This is a genomic window from Escherichia sp. MOD1-EC6475 (genome assembly GCF_003046645.1).
GTDB classification, from domain to species: domain Bacteria; phylum Pseudomonadota; class Gammaproteobacteria; order Enterobacterales; family Enterobacteriaceae; genus Escherichia; species Escherichia ruysiae.
Genome location: NZ_PZKQ01000003.1, coordinates 16,906 through 29,876, shown reverse-complemented (window position 1 = coordinate 29,876; position 12,971 = coordinate 16,906). Strand labels below are relative to the sequence as shown.

Below are 12,971 nucleotides of genomic sequence, written 5' to 3'. Positions count from 1 at the left end.
GGTTTAAACATGTGTTCATATTTAAACATGTGCTCATAGTATGCATGTTTTACTTAAAGTAAATTACCGCCAGAGGGGCAAAATGAGCAGATTTGAACAGGCTCACAAAACGCTATTATTGGCGGTTTTAGAAAAAGCGAAGAAATTGTGAAGTGATGCACAGAACGGAAACAATAAAAAAGGGCAGAAATTAATCTGCCCTTGAGGAAATGACGTTACTGTTTGATGAGAGTGTCAGCTTTCTATTGGAAAATAAAACCATTCAAAATCATAGAATTGCCGTCAACAATTTATCACTCATCTTGCACTCATCAAATGATACAGGGCAGAAAATTTCTGCCCTGTAGTTCACGTTTTATTATGCTGCTTTCGCCACAACGTCCGCTTCCGGACGTTTCAGGAAGGCATAGGCCAGACCCGCCACCAGCGTACCAGCAATAATTGCCACCAGGTAACCCAGTACCGGCGTAATGGCGCCAGGGATCAGCAGAACAAACAGACCACCGTGCGGTGCCATCAGTTTCGCACCAATCGCCATTGAGATTGCGCCAGTCAGCGCCCCACCAACGATACAGCACGGCAGCACTCGCATCGGATCACGGGCAGCAAACGGAATTGCACCTTCCGAAATAAAGCACAGGCCAAGTACCAGAGCCGCTTTGCCGCCTTCCTGCTGCGCTTTGTCGAATTTGCGACGCGCCACCATTGTTGCCAGACCCATTGCCAGCGGTGGCACCATACCTGCCGCCATAATCGCCGCCATCGGGCCATAGGTTTGGGTACTCAGCAGACCAACACCAAACGCGTACGCCGCTTTGTTTACCGGACCGCCCATGTCAGTACACATCATGCCACCGAGGATCGCGCCCAGCAGAACCGCATTCGCAGTACCCATGGTTTGCAGCCAGTGAGTCAGACTTTCGAGGATGCCAGCAACCGGTTTACCGATCAGGTAGATCATCGCCAGACCGACCACCAGACTGGAAATCAGCGGAATGATCAGAATCGGTTTCAGCGCCTCCATACTCTGTGGCAGTTTCAGTTGCGTACTGATTAACTTCGCGATGTAACCCGCCAGGAAGCCCGCAATAATCCCGCCAATGAAGCCAGAACCTGTGCTGACCGCCAGCATACCGCCAATCAGACCCGGCGTGAGACCCGGACGATCGGCAATGGAGAAGGCAATGTACCCCGCCAGTACCGGCACCATCAGCGCAAAGGCTGAACCACCGCCAATCTGCATCAGCGCCGCCGCCAGCGTCCCTTGCTCTTTAAACGCTTCGATACCAAAAGCAAAGGAAAGCGCGATACACAGACCACCCGCAACCACCATTGGCAGCATGTAGGAAACGCCTGTCAGCAAGTGACGGTACGCGCCTGCACTCTCTTTCTTACCTTCAGTGGTTGCCGTTTGAGCTTTGCCCGCCGGTTCGTAAGGCGTCGCTTCAGCAACCGCTTTATCCAGCTCCTGCGCCGTTTTCTTCAGCGCCAGACCGGTAGAAGTGCGATACATCGGTTTACCGGCAAATTTCGCCAGATCCACTTCGATATCTGCTGCCACAATCACCAGATCCGCTGCTGCCACTTCTTCAGGCGTGATCGCGTTACCCGCACCAACGGAGCCACGGGTTTCAACTTTCACCCACCAGCCACGTTTTTTCGCTTCGGTTTCAATGGCTTCAGCAGCCATAAAGGTATGTGCTACGCCAGTTGGGCAAGCAGTCACCGCAACCACGCGTTTCGGGCCGCTGGCGGCAATCGGTGCTGTCGCAGCGGCCGGCGCAGTGTAAGGCTTCGCATGGCCTTTGGCTTCACTCAGGAACAGCTCAGGGTGCGCGACTGCGCGGGAAATATCGCCCAGCCAGACATTTTTACCGTTCAGCGCGCTGTCGTTCGGGATGGAATCACCCAGAACAATCGCCATTTCAGCGTCGTTCGGATTGTCGATGATTTCCAGTTTTGCTTTTCGCGCCGCCGCGCCCAGCAGGGTCTTCGCCATATAGGCGCGTGCCTGACCGAGATTAGCGTCAATAATCAGCAGCGTTTTCATTATGCCTCTCCTGCTGTCAGTTAAAAGGTTGTAAGTCGACGCGCGCCATCATTGCGGCCAACTGCGGACGATCGGTAATACCCACATTGCTTTGACTGACCGCCAGGGCTGCAACAGCCGTTGCCAGACGCAGTGTGTGTTCACTGGATTCACGCATCAGCAAGCCATAAATGAGGCCGCCAACCATGGAATCCCCTGCGCCAACAGTGCTTACGACATCGACTGACGGTGGTTTGGCGATCCATTCGCCGGAGGCATTAACCCAAAGCGCGCCTTCGGCACCCAGTGAAATAACGACATGCGCGATACCTTGTTCACGTAGCGCATGTGCAGCTTCAATGACATCTTTCATTTCAGGCAGTTTACGGCCTGCCCAGATTTCCAGCTCGCGACGGTTAGGTTTCACCAGCCACGGTGCCGCTTTCAAACCTGCCACTAATGCTTCGCGGCTACTATCAAAGATAATGCAAGGACACTGACTACGCAGGCGAGTCATCCAGTCGGTGAATGCTTCCGGGCTGACGCCTGACGGTAAGCTGCCGCTGACACAGACCATATCAAACTGACCGAGCCAGCTCAGAGAATCAGTCACAAAGCGTTCCCAGTCGGCAGGAGTGACTTCAAACCCCGAGAAATTGAGGTCAGTGACTTCGCCGTCTTTTTCCGTCAGCTTAACGTTAATGCGGGTACGCCCCTGTACAACCTGGAAACGGTTGGCAATGCCCAGCTCGCTGAACAGTTGCTGAAATCCGTCCTGATTGTCTTTACCCAGGAAGCCGCCAACGGTGACATCAATACCCAGATCTTTCAGAACTTTGGCAACGTTGATACCTTTACCCGCCGCATGAAGACCGGTGGTTTTCACCAGGTTCACTTCGCCGCGTTCAATTTCCGGGCAGAAACCAACAAGGTCATACGCCGGATTGAGGGTGATCGTAGCAACACGTCTGCTCATTACGCGCCCTCCCCAAGACCTGCGGCGATGGCGTCGCCAATTGCCTTCAGTGCCTGTTCAGCATCCGCCCCCTGAGCGGTAAAGCGCAGGCGATGACCTTTCTTAACGCCAAGTGCCACAACTTTCATCAGACTACGTCCGTTTGCCGGTTTGCCGGTGCCATCAAGGTTTGTCACGGTAATATCACTGTTAAATTGTTTAATGGTATTGACCAGCATGGTGCCTGGACGAGCATGCAGGCCGTGTTCGTTGCGCACCACAAACTCCGCGCTTAACACGTCGTCAGTCGGCGCATCATCGCTGGTCAGCAGTGCCAGCAATGTTGCCGCATCCGCTTTCAGCAAACGGTCAGCTTTATTGTCGAGTAACAGATCGGCGAGACGCTTAAGAACAGCGATGGGCTGATCGTCATTCATTGCCACACTCACCAGCATGGCTGCCGTTTCGCCGTCCACATCAAAAGCATTTGCCGCACGGCTTACCGCAATCGCGCTACGCAGGTTGCCTTCGGCGCTATCGCTCAGCCAGATGCCCTGTCCGAGATTCAGCGGCTGTTCATTGATGGCTTTGGTGACGAAGGTGGCGTCAACGGCCCCCGCTTCTTTCAGACGCGCAGCGTTCAGCGCCTGAAGAGTCAGCAGATCGCTGGCGGCGATATCCAGCGTCAGCATTTCGTTGTCGAGCTTCAGCTGTTCACTCTGCTTTTCGCCCATCAGCAACGCACGCAGTTCTTCTGCTGTGGTGGCTGACTTCAGTTGTTCAGCAACGGAATCATCGCTCAGTACGTGGGTCAACTGGCGCAGCAGACCCAGATGTTCGTCCGAGCTGGCGGCAATACCGATCGCCACGTACGCCACCTGACCGTCACCCCAGGTGACGCCTTCCGGGAACTGAAACACCTGAACGCCGGTTTTAAGCACCTGATCGCGGGTGTCGGTGGTGCCGTGGGGAATGGCAATACCATTGCCGAGGAACGTTGAGGTTTGCTGCTCGCGCGCCAGCATGCCATTGACGTAGCCTTCAGCTACATTACCGGCCTGCACCAGCGCCGCAGCGACCTGGCGAATCGCCTCTTCTTTGTCTCCGGCCTTTTCGCCCGGATGGATGTCCTGTACGGATAACTGGAACATAGTTCTCCTCTCTTGCTGAATTGAAACGATTCAGCCTCTATGAGAAAAAAGCGCCAACCTGGCTTAGGGTTAAAGACAAGATCGCGCTGAAACGTTTCAAGAAAGCATAATACTTCTGTTTCAGCACGCAAGGGAAGCTGTAAAGTTATGACCAAAAGTTTGATGTGCTGCACAATTTTTTGTCATTTTTCCTAATTGCTGACAGGAGAATCCGTTGTCAGCAATTTCATTTCAGCAGCGTCAGCAGACAATCAACAAGAGTGAAATGGCATTTTGATTATTCGTGGCGAGTTTGATTTCACTGACTGTTTATTTTCTGACAAGCAGCGTAAACTCCGCGTCTCCATCTTTCAGTGATCGACCAGCATGCATAACTCCCCCGCAGTCTCCAGCGCGAAATCGTTTGACCTGACATCGACGGCGTTTTTAATCGTTGCCTTTCTCACCGGTATTGCGGGCGCTCTGCAAACCCCAACTCTCAGTATATTCCTTACCGATGAAGTGCACGCCCGTCCGGCGATGGTGGGATTCTTCTTTACCGGCAGTGCTGTCATCGGGATTCTGGTGAGTCAGTTTCTCGCTGGACGCTCTGATAAGCGCGGCGATCGTAAATCACTGATTGTCTTTTGCTGCCTGTTAGGCGTGCTGGCCTGCACCCTTTTTGCCTGGAACCGCAACTACTTTGTTTTGCTGTTCGTTGGTGTCTTTCTTAGTAGTTTTGGCTCTACCGCCAACCCGCAAATGTTTGCTCTTGCCCGTGAGCACGCTGACAAAACCGGGCGTGAAGCTGTGATGTTCAGCTCTTTTTTACGTGCTCAGGTTTCGTTGGCATGGGTCATTGGTCCGCCGCTGGCTTATGCTCTGGCGATGGGGTTCAGCTTTACGGTGATGTATCTCAGCGCAGCAGTGGCGTTTATTATCTGCGGCGTGATGGTGTGGCTCTTTTTACCATCGATGCAAAAAGAGGTTCCGCTGGCGACCGGCACGGTTGAAGCGCCGCGCCGTAATCGTCGCGATACGCTACTGCTGTTTGTCATTTGTACGTTGATGTGGGGGTCAAATAGCCTGTACATCATCAACATGCCACTGTTTATTATCAACGAATTACATCTTCCTGAGAAACTGGCGGGCGTGATGATGGGAACCGCCGCAGGCCTGGAAATCCCGACCATGTTGATTGCGGGTTATTTTGCCAAACGTCTGGGTAAGCGTTTCTTAATGCGCGTTGCCGCCGTGGGTGGCGTCTGTTTTTACGCAGGTATGCTGATGGCGCATTCACCTGTCATTCTGTTGGGCTTGCAGCTACTGAATGCTATTTTTATTGGCATTCTGGGTGGCATCGGGATGCTCTATTTTCAGGATCTGATGCCTGGTCAGGCGGGTTCAGCAACCACGCTCTATACCAATACCTCGCGTGTGGGCTGGATCATCGCGGGGTCAGTGGCGGGCATAGTCGCCGAAATCTGGAATTATCACGCCGTGTTCTGGTTTGCGATGGTGATGATTATCGCCACTCTGTTCTGCTTACTGCGGATTAAAGATGTTTAAGGCGCGGTCAGTATTTCCAGATCGATAAGCCAGGTCATCGCCTGCTGACGCGTGTTACCGCACATTTCAGCACTGGCTTGTAAACCTGCGCAAACTTTCGGACGTAGCGGCGATGTAAAAATTTTACAACGTTGCTGTTCATCAAGCTGAATGCAGGGCGTATTGGCGGGCTTGCCATTTGGCATACCGGGTATAGGGCTGGAAATTGAAGGGGCAGTGCAACACGCCCCGCAATCCGGACGGCATTCCATACGTTGTTCTCTTAAGGTTAACCACCGGATTGATGAGCGTGCACAGTACCACCTTTTTTGCACCAGCAAAAGTGCGAATACCACTTGCCTGAAAGGCTCGTCGCGAGTAGTTTGACGCGATATTTTTGACATTTTCGATAACAGGAATTTTTCGATGCCAAGAGCGAACGAAATTAAAAAAGGTATGGTACTGAATTACAACGGCAAATTGCTGCTGGTTAAGGATATTGATATTCAGTCGCCAACCGCCCGTGGTGCCGCTACGCTGTATAAAATGCGTTTTTCTGATGTCCGTACCGGGCTGAAAGTGGAAGAACGCTTCAAAGGCGATGATATCGTTGACACCGTAACGCTGACCCGTCGTTACGTTGACTTCTCCTACGTCGATGGCAACGAATATGTCTTTATGGATAAAGAAGACTATACCCCGTATACCTTCACAAAAGATCAGATCGAAGAAGAACTGATGTTTATGCCAGAAGGCGGTATGCCGGATATGCAGGTTCTGACCTGGGACGGTCAACTGCTGGCACTTGAACTGCCGCAAACCGTTGATCTGGAAATCGTTGAAACCGCACCGGGCATCAAAGGCGCGTCTGCCAGCGCCCGTAACAAACCGGCGACATTGAGCACCGGTCTGGTCATTCAAGTACCAGAATATTTAAGCCCGGGCGAAAAAATTCGTATCCATATAGAAGAACGCCGTTATATGGGACGTGCTGACTAATTTCAGCCACATTCAGAAAAGGGATAGCTCAGGCTGTCCCTTTTTTAATTTATTATACCAATCTTCTATTTTGCGCTTCCTGAACATCGTTCTCCCGCAATATTCACCAGTACATTGATCGCCCTCACACTTCACCGCATTAACAATCCAGACCAATTTCAATTGCTGTCATATAACTTTACACTGTCGTTGTTAATTAATCGTTACTAAGACGTGACTCCTATGAATACAATCGCCTCCGTTACACTCCCGCAGCACGTACACTCGCCCCGCTACGATCGGCAACAATTGAAATCCCGTATCGTTCATTTTGGGTTTGGAGCCTTCCACCGTGCGCATCAGGCACTATTAACCGACCGTGTGCTGAGTGCGTTGGGTGGTGACTGGGGAATTTGTGAAATCAGCCTGTTCAGTGGTGATCAGCTGATGAGCCAGCTTCGCGCGCAGGATCATTTATACACCGTGTTAGAGAAAGGCGCAGACGGTAACCAGGCGATTATTATTGGAGCCGTTCGCGAGTGCCTGAATGCAAAACTGGATTCATTAGCGGCAATTATTGAGAAGTTTTGCGAGCCGCAGGTGGCAATTGTTTCCCTGACGATTACCGAAAAAGGCTATTGCATTGACCCGGCGACCGGTGCACTCGACACCAGCAATTCGCGGATTATTCACGATCTACAAAACCCTGAAGAGCCTCACTCCGCGCCAGGCATTCTCGTCGAAGCACTGAAACGCCGCCGTGAACGCGGCCTTGCACCGTTTACCGTGCTCTCCTGCGACAACATTCCCGATAATGGCCATGTGGTGAAAAACGCGGTGCTGGGGATGGCGGAAAAACGTTCGCCAGAACTTGCGGAATGGATAAAAGATCACGTCAGCTTTCCGGGAACCATGGTAGACCGCATTGTCCCGGCAGCAACCGACGAATCACTGGAGGAAATTAGCCAACATCTGGGCGTAAATGATCCCTGTGCGATTAGCTGCGAGCCGTTTATCCAATGGGTGGTGGAAGATAACTTCGTCACGGGGCGCCCTGCCTGGGAAGTCGCAGGTGTACAAATGGTGAATGATGTCCTGCCGTGGGAGGAGATGAAACTGCGTATGCTTAATGGTAGTCACTCTTTTCTCGCTTATCTGGGTTATCTCGCAGGATTCGCCCACATCAGTGATTGTATGCAGGATCGCGCATTTCGCCGTGCCGCCAGAACGTTAATGCTGGATGAGCAGGCGCCGACGCTGCGGATCAAAGATGTCGATTTAACACAATATGCGGATAAGTTAATTGCACGTTTTGCTAACCCGTCGCTGAAACATAAGACCTGGCAAATCGCGATGGATGGCAGCCAAAAATTACCGCAGCGTATGCTGGCAGGCATTCGCATACATCTGGCGCGCGGAACAGACTGGTCATTGTTGGCATTAGGCGTTGCAGGCTGGATGCGGTATGTGAGCGGTGTTGATGATGCCGGAAATGCTATTGATGTTCGCGATCCACTTAGCGATAAAATTCGCGACCTGGTTGCGAACAGCAGCAGTGAACAACGCGTAATCGCCCTGCTTTCTCTGCGTGAAGTTTTCGGTGATGACCTGCCAAATAACCCGCATTTTGTGCAGGCTATCGAACAAGCCTGGCAACAAATCGCGCAGTTTGGGGCGCATCAGGCGCTATTAAACACTCTCAAAATTTAACGATTTCTGCGGTTAAAGCGGATGAAGCCCGCCTTCGTCCGCTCTCCCCTTCTCTTTTCTGCCTTTTTTAGCCAGGATTAACGCACAGTTAACTTATCAGAGTATTGCGGAGCCGCTGTGACCAGGACCAACCTCATCACCGGTTTTCTCGGCAGCGGGAAAACCACGTCGATTCTTCATCTGCTAGCCCATAAAGATCCAAACGAAAAATGGGCGGTACTGGTTAATGAATTTGGGGAAGTCGGAATTGATGGCGCTTTGCTCGCCGATAGCGGCGCATTGCTGAAAGAGATCCCCGGCGGCTGCATGTGCTGCGTTAATGGTTTACCCATGCAGGTAGGGTTGAATACTTTGCTGCGCCAGGGAAAACCAGACCGCTTGTTGATAGAGCCAACCGGGCTGGGCCATCCGAAACAGATCCTCGATCTATTAACCGCACCAGTCTATGAACCCTGGATCGACTTGCGCGCCACGTTGTGTATTCTCGACCCACGCCTGCTGCTGGACGAAAAAAGCGTCAAAAATGAAAACTTCCGTGACCAGTTGGCTGCCGCAGACATCATTGTTGCCAATAAATCCGACCGCACGACGCCCGAAAGCGAGCAAGCGTTGCAACGCTGGTGGCAACAAAATGGTGGCGATCGGCAATTAATTCACTGCGAACATGGGCAAATTGAAGGTCATCTTCTGGATTTACCCCGTCGCAATTTAACCGAGTTGCCTGCCAGCGCCGCCCATTCACATCAGCATACCGTGAAAAAAGGGTTAGCGGCTTTAAGTCTGCCAGAACATCAACGCTGGCGTCGCAGTCTGAACAGCGGACAAGGACATCAGGCCTGCGGCTGGATTTTTGACGCCGACACGGTGTTCGACACCATTGGCATTCTGGAATGGGCACGACTTGCACCGGTGGAACGCGTAAAAGGCGTAATGCGCATTCCAGAAGGGCTGGTGCGAATCAACCGACAGGGCGATGACCTGCACATTGAAACGCAAAACGTTGCACCGCCGGATAGCCGTATTGAGCTGATCTCCAGCGGCGAAACTGACTGGAACGCCTTACAAAGCGCGCTGTTGAAGCTTCGTTTAGCGACCAGCGCGTAAGGTTGCCTGCGTTTTTCAGTAAGATAATTAGAGAAAATATGATTAAAAATTTGCCGCAAATAGTGTTGTTGAACGTTGTCGGCCTCGTGCTGTTTCTTTCCTGGTACATACCCGTTAATCATGGATTCTGGTTACCGATTGATGCGGATATTTTTTATTTTTTTAATCAGAAACTGGTCGAAAGTAAGGCCTTTTTATGGCTGGTTGCATTGACCAATAATCGTGCCTTCGACGGTTGTTCACTGCTGGCAATGGGAATGCTGATGCTGAGTTTCTGGCTGAGAGAAAACGCCTCCGGAAGACGGCGTATCGTAATTATTGGGCTGGTAATGCTGTTAACCGCAGTGGTATTAAACCAGTTGGGTCAGGCATTAATTCCGGTCAAACGAGCCAGTCCGACATTAACCTTTACAGATATTAACCGCGTCAGCGAACTGCTACCTGTACCCACGAAAGATGCATCACGAGATAGCTTTCCCGGCGATCACGGCATGATGCTACTTATTTTTTCCGCCTTTATGTGGCGTTATTTCGGAAAAGTCGCAGGTCTTATCGGCATTATTATTTTTGTGGTTTTTGCATTTCCCAGAGTAATGATTGGTGCACACTGGTTTACCGATATCATTGTCGGCTCCATGACCGTGATATTGATCGGTTTACCCTGGGTGCTATTGACGCCATTAAGTGATCGATTAATCACCTTTTTTGACAAATCACTACCGGGAAAAAGTAAACATTTCCAAAACAAATAACTCACAGTAATTAACATCATCAGGTTTATTTTTATAGTGAGGATAATCCTGATGATACGCACCATTGCTTTCATTCATCGAACACAGTGCTCATTCTTTAAGTAAATGAATGGATTGCATGTTTTTCGCACAATTGTTCTTTAATTGACCAATCCCACTTATTAACTTTCTGTATCACTTTTTCTTATAAAAAATCATGTAAAACCGCTCGCCAAGACCGCGCCAATCGGGTAATCTCGAACTCGTTTTGCCTCGGCGTTAAATTATCCTCACAGCATATAATTTTGTGCGTTAGTCCACAGATTTGGCCTTAAGGAATTGTTTCAACATGCCCAGGTAATTAGTCTCGTGTCGCTTGGCATTTTTTTATAACGATATTTATCGTTAAGGACTTCAAGGGAAAACAAACAACATGGTCAAATCTCAACCGATTTTGAGATATATCTTGCGCGGCATTCCCGCGATTGCAGTAGCGGTTCTGCTTTCTGCATGTAGTGCAAACAACACCGCAAAGAATATGCATCCTGAGACACGTGCAGTGGGTAGTGAAACATCATCACTGCAAGCTTCTCAGGATGAATTTGAAAACCTGGTTCGTAATGTCGACGTGAAATCGCGAATTATGGATCAGTATGCTGACTGGAAAGGCGTTCGTTATCGTCTGGGCGGCAGCACCAAAAAAGGTATCGATTGTTCTGGTTTTGTACAACGTACATTCCGTGAACAATTTGGCTTAGAACTTCCGCGTTCAACGTATGAACAGCAGGAAATGGGGAAATCAGTTTCCCGCAGTAATTTGCGTACAGGCGACTTAGTCCTGTTCCGCGCGGGTTCAACCGGACGCCATGTCGGTATTTATATCGGTAATAATCAGTTTGTTCACGCATCCACCAGCAGTGGTGTAATTATTTCCAGCATGAATGAGCCGTACTGGAAGAAGCGTTACAACGAAGCACGTCGGGTTCTCAGCCGTAGCTAATAAATCGTTTGGATGCAATCCCTTGGCTATCCTGACGAGTTAACGAAAAGCACTGCTTAGGCAGTGCTTTTTGGTTTTTCTGATCCGAGAAAATGATGTTTCCACATCTTGAACCAGGCTATAGTCCCGTCATTCTTTCCTTTTAGTGTTGTCGTATTTTCAGGATATTATCGGAACCATGTTCATACGAGCTCCCTCTTCTGGACGTAAGATCCTGCTCACCTGCATTATTGCGGGCGTGATGATTGCGATACTGGTCAGCTGTCTTCAGTTTTTAGTGGCCTGGCATAAACACGAAGTCAAATACGACACCTTGATTAACGACGTACAAAAATATCTCAATACCTATTTTGCCGACCTGAAATCCACCACTGACAGGCTCCAGCCGCTTACCTTAGATACCTGCCAGCAAGCAAACCCGGAGCTGACTGCACGCGCAGCATTTAGCATGAATGTGCGAACGTTTGTGCTGGTAAAGGATAAAAAAAGCTTCTGCTCATCTGCGACTGGTGAGATGGATATCCCACTCAGTGAACTGATCCCGGCACTAAATATCGGCAAAGATATTGATATGGCAATATTGCCAGGCACACCGATGGTGCCCAATAAACCAACGATCGTCATCTGGTATCGTAACCCTTTATTAAAAAATAGCGGCGTTTTTGCGGCATTGAATCTGAACCTGACGCCTTATATTTTCTATAGCTATCACCAGCAAGATTTCAACGGTATCGCACTCATTATTGGTGATACTGCGCTATCGACCTTTACGTCGCATTTGATGAACGTCCGTGAGTTAACCGGCACGCCTGTACGCGAAACCAAAATTGCAGGCCTTCCGCTGACCGTTCGGCTTTATGCTGATGACTGGACATGGAACGATGTGTGGTACGCGTTTTTACTCGGAGGCATGAGTGGAACTGTCGTTGGCCTGCTCTGCTATTACCTGATGAGCGTGCGTATGCGCCCTGGCAGAGAAATTATGATGGCCATCAAACGTGAGCAATTTTACGTGGTGTATCAACCGGTGGTTGATGCACAAACACTGCGGGTAACCGGCCTGGAAGTACTGCTACGCTGGCGTCACCCGGTAGTGGGTGAAATTCCCCCGGATGCTTTCATTCACTATGCCGAATCGCAAAAGATGATTGTGCCTCTCACCCAGCATCTGTTTGAGCTGATTGCGCGTGATGCCGCAAAATTAGAAAACGTACTGCCGGTGGGCGTGAAATTTGGCATTAACATCGCGCCGGATCATCTGCACAGCGAGAGCTTTAAAGCCGATATACACCGGCTGATTGCCTCCCTGCCTGCGCACCATTTCCAGATTGTACTGGAAATTACCGAACGCGATATGCTGAAAGAGCATGAAGCATCACAGCTTTTCGCATGGCTGCATTCTGTCGGCGTAGAAATTGCCATTGATGACTTCGGCACCGGACACAGTGCGCTTATCTATCTGGAACGCTTCACACTCGATTATCTGAAAATTGACCGTGGCTTTATCAACGCCATAGGTACGGAAACGGTCACCTCACCGGTACTTGACGCGGTGCTGACACTGGCGAAACGCCTCAATATGCTGACAGTTGCTGAAGGGGTCGAAACACCGGAACAGGCGCGCTGGCTGCGCGAACGTGGCGTTAATTTCCTGCAAGGTTACTGGATTAGCCGCCCCCTGCCGCTGGATGATTTTATCCGCTGGCTGGAGAAACCTCATACGCCACAGTGGTAAGGTGTGCGTGCGTCCCTTATTATTCATAGTGAAAGTATGCCGGATTGCGGC

General features: G+C 50.5%; 11 protein-coding genes. 7 read left to right on the top strand and 4 right to left on the bottom strand.

Annotated elements, in window-relative coordinates:
- Positions 1 to 358: 358 nt before the first annotated feature.
- From fruA to fruB, 3 genes are read right to left on the bottom strand one after another with little or no spacing between them, the layout of a single operon-like run.
- Positions 359 to 2,050, bottom strand: coding sequence for a PTS fructose transporter subunit IIBC (gene fruA, locus A7589_RS00685; RefSeq protein ID WP_000854431.1), 1,692 nt, complete (start codon positions 2,048 to 2,050; stop codon positions 359 to 361).
- Between the two features lie 16 nt (positions 2,051 to 2,066).
- The gene (gene fruK, locus A7589_RS00680) at positions 2,067 to 3,005 is read right to left on the bottom strand and encodes a 1-phosphofructokinase (protein WP_000091270.1); all 939 of its coding nucleotides are present in this window, start codon (positions 3,003 to 3,005) and stop codon (positions 2,067 to 2,069) included.
- Entirely contained in the window at positions 3,005 to 4,135 is a 1,131-nt protein-coding gene (gene fruB / locus A7589_RS00675) for a fused PTS fructose transporter subunit IIA/HPr protein (protein ID WP_000487238.1), read from the bottom strand. Before fruB ends, fruK begins: the two co-directional genes overlap by 1 nt.
- Positions 4,136 to 4,501: 366 nt before the next feature.
- Here fruB and setB point away from each other — a divergent pair, with 366 nt between their 5' ends.
- The gene (setB, locus tag A7589_RS00665) at positions 4,502 to 5,683 is read left to right on the top strand and encodes a sugar efflux transporter SetB (RefSeq protein ID WP_000551965.1); all 1,182 of its coding nucleotides are present in this window, start codon (positions 4,502 to 4,504) and stop codon (positions 5,681 to 5,683) included.
- Here setB and A7589_RS00660 read toward each other — a convergent pair.
- Positions 5,680 to 5,934 carry a YkgJ family cysteine cluster protein gene (locus A7589_RS00660; RefSeq protein ID WP_016158629.1) on the bottom strand — a complete coding sequence of 85 codons (255 nt, stop codon included), beginning with the start codon at positions 5,932 to 5,934 and terminating at the stop codon, positions 5,680 to 5,682. The genes setB and A7589_RS00660 overlap by 4 nt on opposite strands.
- 154 nt (positions 5,935 to 6,088) lie before the next feature.
- Between A7589_RS00660 and yeiP the strand changes: the two genes are divergently transcribed.
- From yeiP to A7589_RS00630, 6 genes are all read left to right on the top strand, one after another.
- Entirely contained in the window at positions 6,089 to 6,661 is a 573-nt protein-coding gene (yeiP, locus tag A7589_RS00655; protein WP_001136831.1) for an elongation factor P-like protein YeiP, read from the top strand.
- A gap of 222 nt (positions 6,662 to 6,883) precedes the next feature.
- Positions 6,884 to 8,350, top strand: coding sequence for a mannitol dehydrogenase family protein (locus tag A7589_RS00650; RefSeq protein WP_001091946.1), 1,467 nt, complete (start codon positions 6,884 to 6,886; stop codon positions 8,348 to 8,350).
- 117 nt (positions 8,351 to 8,467) lie between these two features.
- Positions 8,468 to 9,454 (top strand): zinc-binding GTPase YeiR, encoded by a 987-nt coding sequence (gene yeiR, locus A7589_RS00645; protein WP_000198831.1) that lies wholly within the window; start codon positions 8,468 to 8,470, stop codon positions 9,452 to 9,454.
- A gap of 38 nt (positions 9,455 to 9,492) precedes the next feature.
- Positions 9,493 to 10,206, top strand: coding sequence for a Kdo(2)-lipid A phosphotransferase (gene lpxT, locus A7589_RS00640; protein ID WP_016158632.1), 714 nt, complete (start codon positions 9,493 to 9,495; stop codon positions 10,204 to 10,206).
- Between the two features lie 412 nt (positions 10,207 to 10,618).
- Positions 10,619 to 11,185: a bifunctional murein DD-endopeptidase/murein LD-carboxypeptidase gene (gene mepS / locus A7589_RS00635; RefSeq protein ID WP_000241011.1), complete on the top strand. Its 567-nt coding sequence runs from the start codon at positions 10,619 to 10,621 to the stop codon at positions 11,183 to 11,185.
- Between the two features lie 178 nt (positions 11,186 to 11,363).
- A complete protein-coding gene (locus A7589_RS00630) occupies positions 11,364 to 12,920 on the top strand; it encodes a cyclic di-GMP phosphodiesterase (RefSeq protein WP_000470613.1) in 1,557 nt (518 codons plus the stop codon).
- Positions 12,921 to 12,971: the final 51 nt, after the last annotated feature.